A 16,227-nucleotide genomic window follows, 5' to 3' on the forward strand; every position below is an offset into this window, starting at 1 on the left:
TTCGACCCGCCAGGACGTCCCGATGAATCGAGTGTTATACCCCGGCACCTTCGACCCCATCACCAAGGGCCACGGTGATCTGGTCGAACGCGCTGCGCGCCTGTTCGATCACGTCATCATCGCCGTCGCCGCCAGCCCCAAGAAGAACCCGCTGTTCCCGCTGGAACAACGCGTGGAGCTGGCCCGCGAGGTCACCAGCCACCTGCCCAACGTGGAAGTCGTGGGCTTCTCCAGCCTGCTTGCGCACTTCGTCAAGGAACAGGGTGCCAACGTGTTCCTGCGCGGCCTGCGCGCCGTGTCGGACTTCGAGTATGAGTTCCAGCTGGCCAACATGAACCGGCAACTGGCGCCGGATGTCGAGAGCCTGTTCCTGACCCCGTCGGAAAAGTACTCCTTCATCTCCTCGACCCTGGTCCGCGAGATCGCCGCGCTCGGTGGCGACATCAGCAAGTTCGTCCATCCGGCCGTCGCCGACGCCCTGAACGAGCGCTTCCGCAAGCAATAAGCGCCGGCCGTTCACGCCTGTCGGATGCCCCTCTCCCATTCATGAGAGAGGGGCAAAGCGGCGCCACGTTCCCTACCCTCTCCCCCGCCCCTCTCCTGTAAACGGAAGAGGGACGCCAAGCGCCCAACCGGCCGAGCTAATGGCACAAGACGCAGCGATCCGGCACAATTCGCCTCATCGTTGTCTGCCAGTGTCGCGGCGTCGCCTCGACAGGAGTTGTTTTCATGTCCCTGATCATCACCGACGACTGCATCAACTGCGACGTCTGCGAACCCGAGTGCCCCAACGGCGCCATTTCCCAGGGTGAGGAGATCTACGTGATCGATCCCAACCTGTGCACCGAGTGCGTCGGTCACTACGACGAGCCCCAGTGCCAGCAGGTGTGCCCGGTCGACTGCATCCCGCTCGACGAGAACAACGTCGAGAGCAAGGATGAGCTGATGCAGAAGTACCGCATCATCACCGGCAAGGCCTGATCCCTCCTCCCCGCCCGGGAGGCGACAGGCCGTCCGTGGCGGCTGCGCATCGCCCATCGCCAGGCCAGGGCTGCTAAGCTTGCAGCCTCCTTCAGCCGCCCCGGTAGATCGCATGTTGCGCAACCTCCTGCTATCGACCCTGCTGCTCGGCGCCAGCCTGCTGGCCCAGGCAGCACCGCACCAGCCCGCCATTGCCACCGCTCACCCGGCCGCCACCGCGGCCGCCAAGCAGATACTCGACGCCGGCGGCAACGCCTTCGATGCTGCCGTCGCCGCCAGCGCTGCGCTGGCCGTGGTCGAACCCTACGGCTCCGGCCTGGGCGGCGGTGGTTTCTTCCTCCTGCGCAGCGCAGGCGACACGCCCCGCTACGACTTCATCGATGCACGCGAACGGGCGCCGCTGGAGGCCAAGGCGGACCTCTACGTGCGTGACGGCAAGGTGCAGCGCGAGCTGTCGCTCAATGGCGCACTGGCCGCCGCCATTCCCGGCTTGCCGGCCGCCCTGGTGGAGCTGGCCGAGCATCACGGGCGCCTGCCGCTGAAAACCAGCCTGGCACCGGCCATTCGCCTGGCCAGGGAAGGCTTTGCCGTGGACCGCGTCTACCGCGAACGGGCCACCTGGCGCCTGGCCGCGCTGCGTGACGATGCGGAAAGCGCGAAGCTGTTCCTCGACCAGGGCGAAGTGCCCGCCGAAGGCCAGCTGCTGCGCCAGGCGGACCTGGCCGTCACCCTCCAGGCCCTGGCCGATCACGGCCGCGCCGGTTTCTACCAGGGCCCGATTGCCGAGCGCCTCGCCGCAGGCGTACGCCAGGCCGGCGGTATCTGGACGCTCGACGACCTGCGCGAGTACCGCGTGGCGCGCCGCGAGCCGCTGCGCTTTCGCCTCGAGGACGGCCACGAGCTGATCAGCGCGCCGCCCCCCTCGGCAGGCGGCGTGGCGCTGGCCCAGAGCCTGGCGATACTCCAGCAACTGCCCTGGCAGGAGGCCGAACCGGTGCAGCGCGTGCACTACGTGGTCGAGGCCCTGCGCCGGGCGTACCGTGATCGCGCCCTGCTGGGCGACCCGGATTTCGTCAAGAACCCGCTGCAGGAGATGCTCTCGCCCGGCCACCTCGCCGTGCTGGCCGGCAGCATCGACCCTGAGCAGGCCACACCGAGCTCCGCCCTGCCACCGGCCGGCACCTGGCATGAAGGCGACCACACCACGCACTTCGCCGTACTCGACGCACAGGGCAACTCGGTTGCCGCCACCCTGTCGGTCAACCTGCCGTTCGGCGCCGCCTTCACCGTGCCCGGCACGGGCGTGTTGCTCAACGATGAAATGGACGATTTCGCCGCCGACGTGCAGGGCTCGAATGCCTATGGCCTGGCCGGCAGCGAGGTCAACGCGATCGCCGGCGGCAAGCGCCCGCTGTCCTCGATGAGCCCGAGCTTCCTCGAGAGCAACGACGAATTCACCGCCTTCGGCACCCCCGGCGGCAGCCGCATCCCCAGCATGGTGCTGCTGTCGATGCTGGAGTACCTGGACGATCAGCCCATCGAGCGCTGGCCGGCCGTGGCCCGCTACCACCACCAGTTCCTGCCCGATGTGATCGAGCACGAGCCGGACACCTTCAGCGCCGAGCAGATCGCCGAGCTGCAGAAACGCGGCTACCAGCTCAAGCGCCTGGACCGGCAGTACGGCAACCAGCAAGTGCTGTTCTGGAACAAGGTGAGTGGCGCCGTCCAGGCGGCCAGCGACCCGCGCGGGATCGGTGAGGCGCTGGTGCCGGCGAGCGAGTAAGCGCAGGCGCCAGCGCGACTGAAGCCCCTCGCACGGAGCCCATGCGCTGTGCGAGGGGCGGGCCGCTACGAGAGCTTGATCAGGCTTTCCTGCTCGTCGCCGAACTGGCGCAGCTCGCGGAACAGCGCCTGCTCGCTGCCAAGCATGAGCACGTTGCGCAGGCTCTGGAAGATGCGGCTGGCATAGCCCAGGTCGTTCATCAGCGAGCTGGTCTGCAGGCCATCCAGGCGTCCGCTGCGCACATCGGCGAACAGCCGCTGGCGGAAGCCCGCATCGAAACCCGCCGCCTGCTCGTCGAGCCAGCGCAGGCGTGACTGCCAGACATCCTCGGGCAGATCGCTGCGCGCCAGTTCGCGCACCTCATGCAGGGTCGTCAGCAGGTGGCGCCGCAGTTCCACGTAGGCATCGCGCACCGCCGATGGCGGCGCATCGAGGTAGTGCCCCAGGTTCTTCTGCAGGTGCTTGGCATCCTTGACCGCATCCACCAGTTGCAACGCGGCCAGCTGACAGCTCACCCAGAACTGCTGGTGCGCCTCGTCCATCGGCAGTTCCATGCGCCCCATGAAGCTCAGCAGGTCGCCGTAAACGCCCTTGATATGAAACTGGTAGAGGTGTTCGGCATCGAAGCCGGCGTGCGAGGGCTTGGCCTGCAGCAGCTGCTCGTCGGCCCGCGAGCGCGCCAGCTGGTCCACGGGCAGGTAGAGGGCGTGGCAGATCACCTCCAGGCTCAGGCGCCCGAGGTGCCCCAGCTCCTGCACCACGGCCCCGGAAGCGGCCTCGACCGAGTCCAGTGCGCGCTCGCTGAGGTAGCGGGCCTGGGTGCGCTGGGGCTCGACGACCTGCTCGGGCAGCAGCTCGGTGATCAGTACCTGAGGCTCGGCGCGTTCCGGCAACCAGCGAATCAGGACGCGCGCCAGGCGCTCCTGCAATGGCCAGAACAGGGCGACGCCCATGGCGTTGAAGAGGGTGTGGAACATCGCCAGCTGGATCAGGCTGTTGTCACCCAGCCCCAGCGGTTCGGCCAGAGCGTGCACCAACCAGGTCAACGGCCCGAGCAGGCAGAACGCCAGTGTCCCGGTGGTGATGTTGAACAGCACATGGGCCAGGGCCAGGCGCTGGCCGCTGCGGTTGCCGCCCAGGGAGCCGACGAACGCCGTGGTCACGCTGCTGCCGACATTCGAGCCGATGGCGATGGCCAGGCTCTGCCCCAGCTCCAGCTGACCACTGGCCAGGGCCGCCAGTGTCAGCATCAGGGTCGCGTGGCTGGACTGCAGCACCACGGTGATGGCCATGCCGATGGCCGTGAACAGCAGTGCGCCTGCCAGCCCGCCCGCCTGCATGCCGGTCATGTCCAGGTCACCGAAACTGGCGAAGCCGTCCTTGATCTGGTCGATACCGAGGAAGATGAAGGCAATGCCCAGCACGATGCGCCCTGCCGCCTTGCTCCGGGTGCCGAAGAAACCGGCCAGCACGCCGAAGACCAGCAGCGGCAGCGCCAGGGGACTGAGGCTGAGGTTCTGCCCGGCCAGCGCCAGCAGCCAGATGCCGCTGGTGGCGCCCAGGTTGGCGCCGAACAGGATGGCGATGCCGCCGGCCAGCTGGATCAGCCCGGTGCTGATGAAGGCGATGGTGAGCAGCGACACCAGGGTGCTGGACTGCAGCAGCAGCGTGCCACCGATGCCGAACAACAGGCTCTTGAAAGACGTGGAGGTGCTGCGCGCGAGGATCTGCTCCAGCTTGCTGCCGGCCAGTTGGCGCAGGCCCTCCTCCAGGCACTGCATGCCGAACAGAAACACCGCCAGGCCGGCGCACAACTGCAACCACCCCTGGCTGAACCAGAACGAGGCGATCAAGCCCACGACCAGCAGACACAGCATCACCCAGCGCAGGTACTTCATCGGCACCGTTCCATCCTTTTAGCGGTGTACAAACGCAAACGGCCCCTCGCCTCGAAACCGAGGCGAGGGGCCGCGTACAGGAGCCTAAAGCGGTTCAGTCGCGCTTGTAGCCACTGCTGGTGCAGCCGAGGCAGCGTACGAACGCCTCTTTGCCCGGCTCGACCACCAGGGACTGTGCGGCTTCACCGACGTTGCCGCCCAGTGCGGTGAACGGCAGGCTGACGATGAAGGCCGCGGCGCCGATGGCGGTGGCGCCGATCAGCAGCGGGCGGGCGATGACCAGGTCACCGACCATGGCATAGCCCTTCGGGGCTTCCACGGAGTAGATCGGGTCGCCGCTGACGTTCTGCTGAACCACTTCCGCCTGCGCCGGCAGCGCCAGCAGGCCAGAGGTCAGCGCCAGGACAGCAGCGGTTGTGCGGAACGCTTTCATGGATCGATCCTTCAGGTTTTTCGGGAAAGTGCCAGTAACTATAACAGCCCATTGGCAATTGTCAGCGTGACGGACGTCAATCGCCATGAAACGCGTACTCCGGCTTTTTCGGTACATAAGGCCGGAAGAACGCCAGCATGGCTGCCAGATCGGCCTTTTCGTCGCCGCTGGGCTGAAAGGTCGGGCCGATCACCACGCGGCGATGCTGGTAATCCAGCGCCGCCAGGACGATGGGTACGCCAGCCCCTTGGGCGATGTGGTAGAAGCCCATCTTCCAGCGTTCGACCTTCTTGCGCGTGCCCTCGGGCGAGAGCACCAGGATGAACTCGTCATGCTCGCGAAAGGCCTGTACGGCCTGCTCGACGGTGTTCAGCTGGCGCTCGCGGCGGATGGCGATACCGCCCCAGGCGCGCATCAGGCCACCGAACGGCCAGCGAAAGATGCTGTGCTTGCCGAACCAGCGGGCGTTGAGGCGCAGCACGAATTTCAGTGCGATGAAGATCACGAAGTCCCAGTTGGACGTGTGGTGGGCACCGATGGCGACGAACTTGTCGAGTTTCGGCAGCGCCCCCTCGATACGCCAGCCCAGGAGTTTCAGCACGCTGCGTCCCAGCCATTCGGCAGCCGGGTTGGGCGGCAGGTAGTTAGCGGACATCGATCGACCTCTTGTTCTTGTTCTGGGTATCAGGCTACCCGCCGCAGGCTATCCGGCGGGCCGCCGTCAGCGTCTCAGCGCTGACACTTGGGGCAGTACACGCTGGCGCGCTGGCCCAGTTTCACCTCGCGCAGGGTGCTGCCACAGACCTTGCAGAACTCGCCAGCGCGCCCGTAGGCGAACAGCTCCTGCTGGAAGTAGCCAGGCTGGCCGTCGCCGCCGACGAAGTCACGCAGGGTGGTGCCGCCACGCTCGATGGCGTGGGCGAGAATGCGCTTGATCTCCTCGGCCAGGCGCAGGTAGCGCGCCCGCGAGATCGCCCCGGCCTCGCGCCGTGGATCGATACCGGCGGCGAACAGGGCCTCGGTGGCGTAGATGTTGCCCACCCCGACCACCACGGCGTTGTCCATGATGAAGGGCTTGACCGCCATGCTGCGCCCGCGTGAAAGCTGGAACAGGCGCTCACCGTCGAACAGACCGCCCAGCGGTTCGGGGCCGAGCTTGCTGAGCAGCTCGTGGCGCAACGGGTCGTCGCTCCACAGCAGCGCGCCGAAACGACGCGGGTCGGTGTAACGCAGGGCCAGGCCCGACTCCAGCTCGATATCCACGTGCTCGTGCTTGGCCGCGGCCAGGCCGCACTCGACCAGGCGCAAGCTGCCTGACATGCCCAGGTGGCTGATCAGGCTGCCGACTTCGGCCTTGATCAGCAGGTACTTGGCGCGCCGCTCGACGCACTCGATGCGCTGGCCGGACAGCCGCACGTCCAGGTCTTCGGGGATGGGCCAGCGCAGACGGCGCTCGCGCACGATGACGCGCGTGACGCGCTGGCCTTCGAGGTACGGCGCAATGCCGCGACGGGTGGTTTCGACTTCTGGCAGTTCGGGCATGGCAGCAGGACAGGACAACGGCGGTGCGCCACCTTAGCAGGAGCGACAGGCAGAACGGTAGCGCGCCACGGCGAGCGGCGCTGCCCGCCCGCCATGGCGCGCCTGGCTACATCACCGCCAGGTCGCGAATGCTCTCGCGCAGGTTCTCGAAGTCGTACTCGGACAGGCCCACGTATTCCAGGATTGGCTGCGAGATGTACTGCCACTCCAGGTCGACGGCCTGCCCGCCAAGCACACGGTGCGACTCGCAGATGTGCTCGGCCATCTTGAGGATGCCCAGCAGCGTCTTGAGCTGCGCATCGCGCGAGGATTCGTCGCTGAAGATCGACAGCGCGTTGTGGTGGTTGGCGATGACTTCGCAGAGGTGCTCCGGCAAGCGCCAGGAGCGTGCGGTGAAGTAACCCACCACGGCATGGTTGGTGGTGAGCATGCGGTTCTCGGTATCCACCACCCGGCGTTCGTCGCTGGCACTGGCGTAGGCCTCCTCCAGCACTTCCATGTAGTTGGGGAAGCGCTTGAGCATCAACGGGATGCCGCAATCGTGGAACAGACCCAGGCTGTAGGCCTCGTCGGGCGACTGGTAGCCGAGGCGCTTGGCCAGCGTCAGGCAGGTCATGGCCACGTCCTGGGCACTGTCCCAGAAGCGGTTGAGCACCAGAATCGCCTCATCGGTCAGCTCGCCCTTGATCGATTGCGCGTTGATCAGATTGATCACCGTGTTGCAACCGAGCAGGTTGACCGCCTGCTGGATCGAGGCGATGCGGTTGGACAGGCCGAAATGCGCCGAGTTGACGATCTTCAGCAGCGCACCGGACAGCCCCGGGTCCTGGCTGATCAGCTTGGCGATGGTGCGCAGATCGGGGTTGGGCATGATCTGCTCCATCTGCAGATCCACCATGATCTGCGGCTGCGGCGGCACACTGATGCCCTGCAGGGCTTGCTGGATCTGTTCGGCGGAGAGTTCGAAGGCCATGGTACGCACGTACGAAGTGAGAAGTACGCCACAGTTTAGCCAAAGCCCGACTCGGCCAGCAGCAGACTTTTGTAAACAGCGGGCGCAGGCGCAACCCGCTATAATTCCGCTCTTTTATCTGCGGAGCCCGAACTCATGCCCTCCCTGCCCAGCCTGCGCCTGAAAGCCAACGCCGACCGACGCCTGCGCGCCGGCCACCTGTGGGTCTACAGCAACGAGATCGACGTCGCCGCCACCCCGCTGCACGGGTTCGCCGCCGGCGACCAGGCCATCCTCGAAGCGGCCGGCGGCAAGCCGCTGGGCATCGTCGCGATGAGCCCGAACAACCTGATCTGCGCCCGCCTGCTGTCGCGCGACGTCAAGCACGTGCTGGACAAGTCGCTGCTGGTGCATCGCCTCAACGTCGCCCTGAGCCTGCGCGAGCGCCTGTTCGACAAACCCTGCTACCGCCTGGTCTACGGCGACTCCGACCTGCTGCCGGGCCTGGTGGTCGACCGTTTCTTCGACATCCTCGTGGTGCAACTGGCCTCGGCGACCATGGAAGCGCACAAGGACGACGTCGTCGCCGCGCTGATCCAGGTGCTCAAGCCCAGCGGCATCCTGTTCAAGAACGACTCCAGCGCGCGTGACGCCGAAGGCCTGCAGCGCTACGTCGAGACCGTCTACGGCGAGGTGCCGGAGTGGGTCGCGCTGGAAGAGAACGGGGTGAAGTTCGAAGCCCCGGTGATCGACGGGCAGAAAACCGGCTGGTTCTACGACCACCGCATGAACCGCGCGCGCCTGGCGCCCTACGTGAAGGGCAAGCGCGTGCTCGACCTGTTCAGCTACATCGGCGGCTGGGGCGTGCAGGCCGCCGCCTTCGGCGCCAGCGAAGTGTTCTGCGTCGACGCCTCGGGGTTCGCCCTCGACGGTGTCGAGCGCAACGCCGCACTCAACGGCGTGGGCGAGAACGTCACCTGCGTCGAGGGCGATGCCTTCGCCGCCCTGCGTGAACTGAAGGCCGCCGAAGAACGCTTCGACGTGGTGATCGCCGACCCGCCCGCCTTCATCAAGCGCAAGAAGGACATCAAGAACGGCGAGGCCGCCTATCGCCGCCTCAACGAAACGGCCATGCGCATGCTCAACAAGGACGGCATCCTGGTCAGCGCCAGTTGCTCGATGCACCTCGACGAAGACCACCTGCAGAACATCCTGCTGACCAGCGCACGCCACCTGGATCGCAATATCCAGCTGCTCGAGCGCGGCGCCCAGGGGCCCGACCACCCGGTGCACCTGGCCATCGCCGAGACCCGCTACATCAAGAGCCTGACCGTTCGCCTGCTGCCCAACAGTTGAGCAACCTGCACCTGCCGAGTGCGTTTCGGCAGGTGCCCCCTCCTCCCCACGCTGTTACCTCTCCCCACACCTTCCTCGCGTGTTGCGCTGCCTGAGCTAGTCTTCAACCTGCATGGCAGAGCGCTAGCAGATGACCGTTCATCGGCTGGCTTGCTTATTGCTTTTGGTTATCGACATAACGATCGCCCCACACGACAGGGACGAATCGACTCAGGTGTTGGAGCCTCGGTCACGAGCTGGCTCCATATTGCGGGCAATGGGGAGGACTATGACTGCGCAAGCTGGGAACGAAGCGTTCCTGCGATTCACCAACGTCAAGAAGACCTACGATCACAAGACCCTGGTGGTCAAGGACTTCAACCTCAACGTGGCCAAGGGCGAGTTCATCACCCTGCTCGGCCCTTCCGGATCGGGCAAGACCACCTGCCTGATGATGCTCGCCGGTTTCGAAGACGTGACCAGCGGCGAGATCCTGATCAACGGCCGCAACGTCACCAGCATCGCGCCCTACGACCGCAACATCGGCATGGTCTTCCAGCAGTACGCGCTGTTCCCGCACATGACCATCCGCGAGAACCTCGCCTACCCGCTGAAGATCCGCAAGCTGCCCAAGGACGAGATTCGCGCCAAGGTCGAGCAGTACCTGGCCCTGGTCGAGCTGCAGGCCTTCGGCGGCCGCTATCCCGGCCAGCTCTCCGGCGGCCAGCGCCAGCGCGTGGCACTGGCCCGCGCGCTGATCTTCGCGCCGGACATCGTGCTGATGGACGAGCCGCTCGGCGCGCTGGACAAGAAGCTGCGCGAGCAGATGCAGTACGAGATCAAGCGCCTGCATGAGCAGCTCGGTTTCACCGTGATCTACGTGACCCACGACCAGACCGAAGCACTGACCATGAGCGACCGCATCGCCGTGTTCAACAACGGCGTGGTGCAGCAGTGCGCAGCCCCCCACGTGCTGTACGAGCGCCCGGCCAACCTGTTCGTCGCCGACTTCATCGGCGAGAGCAACAAACTGTCCGGGGTGATCGAGGCGGTCGCTGACGATCGCGTGCAGGTGCGCCTCGACGACGGCGGCCTGGTCAGCACGCTCAAGGCCAACTGCAGCGAGGTCGGCCAGGCCACCACGGTGTCCGTGCGCCCGGAGAAGCTCAGTTTCATCGACCGCCTCGGCGGCGGTGGTAACCAGGTCAAGGCGCGCTTCATCACCCGCCACTACGTCGGCGAATACATTCGCTACCACTTCGAGACCGCCAGCGGCAGCGAGCTGGTGGTGAAGAACCTGAACGACAGTTCAGCCCCGCAACTGAGCACTCAGGAAGAGGTCGCCCTGACCTGGCTGCCGGAAGACAGCCAGGCGCTGGATCGATCTGCAGTCCCCACCCACAACTAGTAGAAGCAAATGGAGCACAGCAATGGCTAGATCACTGACTACCAGCGTTTCCACCTTCGCCCTGGTGGCGGCACTGGGGCTCACCGCCGGCAACGCCACCGCCCAGGACAGCCTCACCGTGGTGTCCTGGGGCGGTGCCTACGGGGCGGCGCAGAAGAAGCACGTCATCGATCCCTACCAGGCCGAGTCCGGGGTCAAGGTACTGTTCGAGGACTACTCCGGCGGTGTCGCCGAGATCAAGGCTCAGGTCGAGTCCGGCAACATCCAGTGGGATGTGGTCGACTTCGAGGTGATCGACCTCGAGCGCGCCTGCTCCGAAGGCCTGCTGGAGACCGTCGACCACAGCGTGCTGCCGGCCGGCATCGACGGCACCCCGGCCGACCAGGACTTCATCCCGGAAGCCCTCGCCAGCGAGTGCGCGGTGGGCAACATCGTCTGGTCGGTGGTGTTCGCCTACAACGACAACACCATCGGTGGCACCAAGGCCACGAGCATCGGCGACTTCTTCGACACCGGCAAGATTCCCGGCAAGCGCGCCATGCGCAAACGCCCGCAGGTGAACATGGAGTGGGCGCTGATGGCGGATGGCGTGGCACCGAAGGACGTCTACGAAGTGCTGGCGACGCCGGAAGGCCAGCAACGCGCCTTCGCCAAGCTCGACAGCATCAAGAAGGACATCGTCTGGTTCGATTCCTGGTCGCAGGCGCCGCAACTGCTCAACGACGGCGGCGCGGTGCTGGTGCAGTCGGCCAACGGCCGCTTCTACGACGCCATCGTGCAGGAGAAGAAACCCTTCGAGATCGTCTGGGATGGCCACGTCTACGACCTCGACGCCTGGGCCATCGTCAAGGGTTCGAAGAAGAAGGACCTGGCCATGGAGTTCATCAAGTTCGCCACCGGTTCCAAGCCGCTGGCCGGCATGCCGGACGTGGCCTATGGCCCGACCCGCAAGTCGTCCATGCCGCTGGCTGACCAGAGCGCCGCGCCGCACCTGCCGACCGCGCACCTGGATCAGGGCATCCAGGCCGGCTCCGAGTTCTGGGCCGACTACGGTGAGTCGCTGGGCGAGAAGTTCAACGAGTGGCTGCTGAAGTAAGCGCCAGCCCCTGCTCTCCCCGGAGCTTTCGTGGGAGGGTTCCAGCCGCGTCGCTCGCGGCTGGGGCCCTTGCCACGGCGCCTCGCCGCAACGGGAGAGATGCTGAAATCGGAGTAATGCCTTGTCATCCCTGACCACCAGCGAAGCCGGCCAAGCCGCCAGCGCCCGTCGCCGGAAACGCCTCACCGCGTTCCTCTTCGTGGCGCCGCTGCTGCTGTTCATCATCGTCACCTTCGTCGCCCCGATCGGCACCATGCTGTGGCGCAGCGTGTACCACCCGACCGTGGCCGAACTGATTCCACAGACCCTGACCGAACTGCAGCGCTGGGACGATCACCAGCAGCTGCCGGACGAGCAGACCCTGCAGGTCTTCGTCGGCGAACTGCATGCGCTCAACCAGCAGCGCCTGTCGGGCAAGCTCGCCGAAGAGTTCAACCGCGCCTACGCCGGCATGTCCAGCGTGGTCAAATCCAGTGCCCGCCGGGTCGGGCGCCTCGACGCCGACGCGCTGCCGAGCCAGGGCGTGAAGACCCTGATGCAGGCCCATCGCAACTGGGCCAAACCCGAGCTGTGGTACGCCATCGCGCGCGCCGGCAAAGTCTACACCTACGACTACTACCTGACGGCCCTCGACCTGGAGCTGGACCCGGAGACGGGCATCCAGGTGCGCCAGGACACGCAGATCTACCTGCAGCTGTACTCCAAGACCCTGAACATGGCGCTGGTGATCACCCTGCTCTGCGCCCTGCTCGGCTACCCGCTGGCCTACTACCTGGCGGGGCTGCCGTCGAACCGCGCCAACCTGCTGCTGGTGCTGGTGCTGCTGCCGTTCTGGACCTCGCTGCTGGTACGCACCACCTCGTGGATAGCCCTGCTGCAGACCAACGGCGTGATCAACTCCTTCCTCGTGGGGCTCGGTCTGGTCGACCAGCCCATCGAGATGCTCTACACCTCGTTCGCCACGGTGGTGGCGATGACCCATATCCTGCTGCCGTTCATGATCCTGCCGCTGTACAGCGTCATGCGCGGCATCGACCCCAGCTACCTGCGCGCGGCCCTGAGCCTCGGCGACAAGCCGATCCCCGCGTTCGTGCGCATCTACTTCCCGATGACCCTGCCCGGCCTCAGCGCAGGCGCGTTGCTGGTGTTCATCATCTCGGTGGGCTACTACATCACCCCGGCCCTGGTCGGCGGCACCGACGGGCAGATGATCAGCAACATCATCGCCTTCCACATGCAGCGCTCGAACAACTGGGAGCTGGCGGCCGCGCTCGGCTCGCTGCTGCTCGGGCTGATCCTGCTGCTGTACTGGGTGTACGACCGTTTCGTCGGCGCCAGCAATATCAAGTTGGGATGAGGACGCGATGAAGACCCCCGCCTACTACGGCTTCTGGCACCACCTCGGCACCTGGCTGCTCAAGGCCGGCTCCTGGCTGGTGCTGCTGTTCCTGATCCTGCCGATCCTGGTGATCGTGCCGCTGTCGTTCAACGCCGAGCCGTTCTTCAGCTTCACCGAAGGCATGCTCACCCTCGACCCGGAGGCCTATTCGCTGCGCTGGTACCGGGAGATATTCAGCGACCCGAAATGGCTGCTGGCGATCAAGAACAGCTTCATCATCGGCATCTTCTCGACCCTCCTCGCCACGGTGCTGGGCACCTGTGCGGCGGTGGGCCTGGCGCGTGACGAGATGCCCTTCAGGCGCTTCGTCACTGCCCTGCTGCTGTCGCCGATGATCGTGCCGCTGATCATCACCGCGGCCGGCATGTTCTTCTTCTATTCCGACCTGGGGCTGGCAGGCGGCTACCTGGGCGTGATCCTGGCGCACGCGGCGTTGGGCACGCCCTTCGTCATCATCACCGTGACGGCCACGCTCACCGGCTTCGACTACAGCCTGGCGCGGGCGGCGCTGAACCTGGGCGCCCGGCCCGTGCGCGTGTTCTTCGACGTGATCATGCCGCTGATCCGCCCCGGCGTGATCAGTGGCGCGCTGTTCGCCTTCATCACCTCCTTCGACGAAGTGGTGGTGATCCTGTTCATGGCCGGCCCGCAGCAGCGCACCATCCCCCGGCAGATGTTCTCCGGCCTGCGCGAGCAGATCAACCCGAGCATCCTGGCCATCGCCACCCTGCTGATCCTGGTCTCCATCGCTCTGCTGGTCACCATCGAACTGCTGCGCCGGCGTGCGGAGCGCATGCGCGGCATCGAGATACCGCATTGAGCCCCGGCGAGCCACGCCAGGCTGCGTACATCCCGGGCTGAATGCCCCGGCCGCGCAGCCTGGCCCTGCCTGGCACACCTTCATCGAGAAACTGACCCATACTGGACAGGTCGCTCATTGGAGGAACGCCTTGAAGGACAAGCACTCGGAAGAGTCCCTGCTCAGCGCGGCCTGGCAGTCCGCCCCTCTCGGCCTGGGTCTGCTCGATGTCCGTGGCTGCCTGCAGTACAGCAACCCGGCGTTGCAGGCACTGATCGGCGAGCACGGCAACAAGCCGCTGACGCAGTGGCTGCATCCACAGGACCGCGACACCTTCGACTACGCACTGGAGCGTGCCCGTCGCCAGCAGCTCGACATCCCCTGCGGCGAGCTGCGCCTGCACAGCCAGGAGGGCGCCTACAAGTGGCTGCACACCAGCGTCTGCTGGGTGTCGCAGGCGGACAGCGGCATCGATCACTTCCTGGTCCGCTTTACCCCGACGCGGTCCACGCAGGAGCGTGCCGAGCAGGCCTACCTGCTCAGCTTCGCCCTCGACTACACCACCGACGGTGCGCTGCTGCTCGATGACGGCCTGAACATCTGCTACCTCAACGACGCCGCCACTCGCCTGCTCGGCCAACGCCGCGAGTACCTGATGGGACAGAGCATCGGCCAGGCGCTGGTGCCCCTGGCCCTGCACTCGGATGACGAGCTGCGCGAGCTGATGCAGGGCCAGGGCCCGGTGCAGCTGGAGCTGAGCCACCCCGTGGATGGCACGCGCTACCACGTCTCGGTGAGGTTCAACCGTTTCTACTACGATCGCCGGGGCTACTGCCTGGCACTCCTGCATGACCTCACCGAACAGCAGCGCCTGGCCGACACCCTGCTGCACAACGAACGCCAGTTCCGCGCGCTGATCGAGAACACCCACGACGCCGTCGGCCGACTGACCCCGGACTTCCGCCTGATCTACGCCAACCCGGCCCTCGAAGCCCTGTGCCGGCTGCCGCTGGTGGAGGCGCGCGGGCGTCCCGCGCGCGATGCCTTCGGTGACAATTCCCAGGTCGACATCATGGCCGACCTGGTGCGCGAGGTCGCCCTCAGCGGCGACTCGCTCGAGGAGGAGCTGATTCACGGCATCGACGGCCCCGCCGACCTGCAACACCACTACCTGGTGCAACTGGTGCCCGAGCGCAACGCTTCAGGCGCCATCACCAGCGTGCTCTCGCTGGCCAGGGACATCACCAACATCCGCAAGGCCGAACGGCGCCTGGCGCAGAGCAACCAGCAGCTGCGCGACCTGACCACCCGCCGGGAGTCGGCCCGGGAGGAAGAACGCAAGCTGATCGCCCAGGAAATCCATGACGAACTCGGCCAGCACCTGACGGCCTTGCGCATGGGCATTTCCATGCTGCACCTGCAGTTCGGCGCCAAGGCGCCCGGTCTCGACAATGCCGTCGACGGGCTGATGCAGCTCTGTGACCGAACCATTCAGGTGGTGCGCTCCATCGCCACCAGCCTGCGCCCGGCGGTGCTCAACATGGGCCTGTACCCGGCCCTGGAGTGGTTGACCAGCGAATTCCGCCAGCACACCCGGATCGAGTGCGAGCTGACCACGCACAGCGACGAACCGGCCCTCAGCGATGACCAGGCGACCACCGCCTTCCGCATCGTGCAGGAAGCGCTGAACAACGTCGCCCGCCATTCCGGCGCGAGCCGGGCGGTGGTGAGTCTGGAACGGCTCGACGACGTCTACCAGCTGGATATCACCGACAACGGGCGCGGCTTCGACCCGTCGGCCGTCAACACCCGCTCACTGGGCCTCGCCGGCATGCGCGAACGCGGCACCAGCCTCGGCGGCGAAGTGGTGATCTTCAGCCATCCCGGACAAGGCACCACGGTACAGGCCAGCCTGCCCATCACGCCGGCCAAGGAGGACTCATGACCCGCATCATGATCGCGGACGACCACACCATCATGCGCAACGGGCTCAAGCAGCTGATCGAATTCGACAGCCGCCTGCAGGTGGTCGCGGAAGCGGAGAACGGCGGCCAGGTGCTCGAGCGCCTGCGCAGCACCGAGGTCGACCTGGTCCTGCTGGACATGAGCATGCCCGGCATCAGCGGCGAAGACCTCATCGCGCGGATCCACGGGCACTACACCAGGCTGCCGATCCTGGTGCTGAGCATGCACAACGAAGCGCAGATCGCCCAGCGCGCCCTGCGTGCGGGCGCCAGCGGCTACCTGACCAAGGACCACGACGCCGAAACCCTGCTCGCGGCCATCAACAAGGTGGCCAACGGCGGGCGCTATCTCGACCCGCGCATCGCCGAACAGCTGGCCTTCGCCAACGCCGAGGAGCGCAACAGTGGCCTGCACAGCCTGTCGGACCGGGAATTCCAGATCCTGCGCCTGCTCGCCGATGGCCTGGGCGTCAACCAGATCGCCGAACACCTGTCGATCAGCAACAAGACCGTCAGCACCCACAAGACCCGCCTGATGGAGAAGATGGGCTTCAGCTGCAATGCCGACATCATCCGCTTCGCCCTGACGGAGCAGCTGTCGAGGTAGGAAAATTCCTACAAGAAACCGGAATAGCCT

Annotated in this window: 15 protein-coding genes; 10 read left to right on the forward strand and 5 right to left on the reverse strand. The window is 66.0% G+C overall.

Going from position 1 to position 16,227, the window contains the following annotated elements; translation table 11 throughout:
• Nucleotides 1-22 precede the first annotated feature (22 nt).
• The 3 genes from coaD (at nt 23) to ggt (ending at nt 2,764) form a co-directional block, all read left to right on the forward strand.
• A complete protein-coding gene (gene coaD / locus JLK41_RS22815) occupies nt 23-505 on the forward strand; it encodes a pantetheine-phosphate adenylyltransferase (RefSeq protein ID WP_134676409.1) in 483 nt (160 codons plus the stop codon).
• 224 nt (nt 506-729) lie between these two features.
• Complete coding sequence (locus JLK41_RS22820) at nt 730-981, forward strand: YfhL family 4Fe-4S dicluster ferredoxin (protein ID WP_004373873.1); 252 nt, start codon at nt 730-732, stop codon at nt 979-981.
• A gap of 112 nt (nt 982-1,093) precedes the next feature.
• The gene (gene ggt / locus JLK41_RS22825; protein WP_210389903.1) at nt 1,094-2,764 is read left to right on the forward strand and encodes a gamma-glutamyltransferase; all 1,671 of its coding nucleotides are present in this window, start codon (nt 1,094-1,096) and stop codon (nt 2,762-2,764) included.
• A 65-nt stretch (nt 2,765-2,829) separates the two neighbouring features.
• Here ggt and JLK41_RS22830 read toward each other — a convergent pair whose 3' ends face one another.
• The 5 genes from JLK41_RS22830 to JLK41_RS22850 all read right to left on the reverse strand — a co-directional run bounded on the left by JLK41_RS22830 (nt 2,830) and on the right by JLK41_RS22850 (nt 7,610).
• Complete coding sequence (locus tag JLK41_RS22830) at nt 2,830-4,662, reverse strand: Na/Pi cotransporter family protein (protein WP_152489821.1); 1,833 nt, start codon at nt 4,660-4,662, stop codon at nt 2,830-2,832.
• A gap of 94 nt (nt 4,663-4,756) precedes the next feature.
• On the reverse strand, nt 4,757-5,095 hold the full coding sequence (locus tag JLK41_RS22835) for a hypothetical protein (RefSeq protein WP_047584968.1): 339 nt from the start codon (nt 5,093-5,095) through the stop codon (nt 4,757-4,759).
• 76 nt (nt 5,096-5,171) lie between these two features.
• A complete protein-coding gene (locus JLK41_RS22840) occupies nt 5,172-5,750 on the reverse strand; it encodes a lysophospholipid acyltransferase family protein (RefSeq protein ID WP_037056475.1) in 579 nt (192 codons plus the stop codon).
• Nucleotides 5,751-5,824: 74 nt separating this feature from the next.
• Nucleotides 5,825-6,637 (reverse strand): bifunctional DNA-formamidopyrimidine glycosylase/DNA-(apurinic or apyrimidinic site) lyase, encoded by an 813-nt coding sequence (mutM, locus tag JLK41_RS22845; protein WP_037056476.1) that lies wholly within the window; start codon nt 6,635-6,637, stop codon nt 5,825-5,827.
• Nucleotides 6,638-6,743: 106 nt separating this feature from the next.
• Nucleotides 6,744-7,610: an HDOD domain-containing protein gene (locus JLK41_RS22850; RefSeq protein WP_037056477.1), complete on the reverse strand. Its 867-nt coding sequence runs from the start codon at nt 7,608-7,610 to the stop codon at nt 6,744-6,746.
• A 135-nt stretch (nt 7,611-7,745) separates the two neighbouring features.
• On the opposite strand from JLK41_RS22850, the gene JLK41_RS22855 reads away from it, so the two are divergent.
• From JLK41_RS22855 to JLK41_RS22885, 7 genes are all read left to right on the forward strand, one after another.
• On the forward strand, nt 7,746-8,945 hold the full coding sequence (locus JLK41_RS22855) for a class I SAM-dependent rRNA methyltransferase (RefSeq protein ID WP_037056478.1): 1,200 nt from the start codon (nt 7,746-7,748) through the stop codon (nt 8,943-8,945).
• Between the two features lie 268 nt (nt 8,946-9,213).
• Nucleotides 9,214-10,332, forward strand: a complete 1,119-nt coding sequence (locus tag JLK41_RS22860) for an ABC transporter ATP-binding protein (protein WP_047591973.1) — start codon at nt 9,214-9,216, stop codon at nt 10,330-10,332.
• A gap of 22 nt (nt 10,333-10,354) precedes the next feature.
• Nucleotides 10,355-11,428 (forward strand): ABC transporter substrate-binding protein, encoded by a 1,074-nt coding sequence (locus tag JLK41_RS22865; RefSeq protein WP_210389905.1) that lies wholly within the window; start codon nt 10,355-10,357, stop codon nt 11,426-11,428.
• 121 nt (nt 11,429-11,549) lie between these two features.
• A complete protein-coding gene (locus JLK41_RS22870) occupies nt 11,550-12,785 on the forward strand; it encodes an ABC transporter permease (protein WP_152489823.1) in 1,236 nt (411 codons plus the stop codon).
• A 7-nt stretch (nt 12,786-12,792) separates the two neighbouring features.
• Complete coding sequence (locus tag JLK41_RS22875; RefSeq protein ID WP_037056483.1) at nt 12,793-13,647, forward strand: ABC transporter permease; 855 nt, start codon at nt 12,793-12,795, stop codon at nt 13,645-13,647.
• 130 nt (nt 13,648-13,777) lie between these two features.
• The gene (locus JLK41_RS22880; protein WP_210389906.1) at nt 13,778-15,571 is read left to right on the forward strand and encodes a PAS domain-containing sensor histidine kinase; all 1,794 of its coding nucleotides are present in this window, start codon (nt 13,778-13,780) and stop codon (nt 15,569-15,571) included.
• On the forward strand, nt 15,568-16,197 hold the full coding sequence (locus JLK41_RS22885) for a response regulator (RefSeq protein ID WP_047588915.1): 630 nt from the start codon (nt 15,568-15,570) through the stop codon (nt 16,195-16,197). The genes JLK41_RS22880 and JLK41_RS22885 overlap by 4 nt, the downstream gene beginning before the upstream one ends.
• The last annotated feature ends 30 nt before the right edge of the window (nt 16,198-16,227 follow it).

The organism is Ectopseudomonas khazarica (genome assembly GCF_017915135.1).
In the GTDB taxonomy this organism is placed as follows: Bacteria; Pseudomonadota; Gammaproteobacteria; order Pseudomonadales; family Pseudomonadaceae; genus Aquipseudomonas; species Aquipseudomonas khazarica.

Excerpts from the sequence above, each read along its gene's own strand:
- coaD (WP_134676409.1), top strand. The coding sequence starts at position 23 with ATGAATCGAGTGTTATACCCCGGCACCTTCGACCCCATCACCAAGGGC.
- JLK41_RS22820 (WP_004373873.1), top strand. The coding sequence starts at position 730 with ATGTCCCTGATCATCACCGACGACTGCATCAACTGCGACGTCTGCGAA.
- ggt (WP_210389903.1), top strand. The coding sequence starts at position 1,094 with ATGTTGCGCAACCTCCTGCTATCGACCCTGCTGCTCGGCGCCAGCCTG.
- JLK41_RS22830 (WP_152489821.1), bottom strand. The coding sequence starts at position 4,662 with ATGAAGTACCTGCGCTGGGTGATGCTGTGTCTGCTGGTCGTGGGCTTG.
- JLK41_RS22835 (WP_047584968.1), bottom strand. The coding sequence starts at position 5,095 with ATGAAAGCGTTCCGCACAACCGCTGCTGTCCTGGCGCTGACCTCTGGC.
- JLK41_RS22840 (WP_037056475.1), bottom strand. The coding sequence starts at position 5,750 with ATGTCCGCTAACTACCTGCCGCCCAACCCGGCTGCCGAATGGCTGGGA.
- mutM (WP_037056476.1), bottom strand. The coding sequence starts at position 6,637 with ATGCCCGAACTGCCAGAAGTCGAAACCACCCGTCGCGGCATTGCGCCG.
- JLK41_RS22850 (WP_037056477.1), bottom strand. The coding sequence starts at position 7,610 with ATGGCCTTCGAACTCTCCGCCGAACAGATCCAGCAAGCCCTGCAGGGC.
- JLK41_RS22855 (WP_037056478.1), top strand. The coding sequence starts at position 7,746 with ATGCCCTCCCTGCCCAGCCTGCGCCTGAAAGCCAACGCCGACCGACGC.
- JLK41_RS22860 (WP_047591973.1), top strand. The coding sequence starts at position 9,214 with ATGACTGCGCAAGCTGGGAACGAAGCGTTCCTGCGATTCACCAACGTC.
- JLK41_RS22865 (WP_210389905.1), top strand. The coding sequence starts at position 10,355 with ATGGCTAGATCACTGACTACCAGCGTTTCCACCTTCGCCCTGGTGGCG.
- JLK41_RS22875 (WP_037056483.1), top strand. The coding sequence starts at position 12,793 with ATGAAGACCCCCGCCTACTACGGCTTCTGGCACCACCTCGGCACCTGG.
- JLK41_RS22885 (WP_047588915.1), top strand. The coding sequence starts at position 15,568 with ATGACCCGCATCATGATCGCGGACGACCACACCATCATGCGCAACGGG.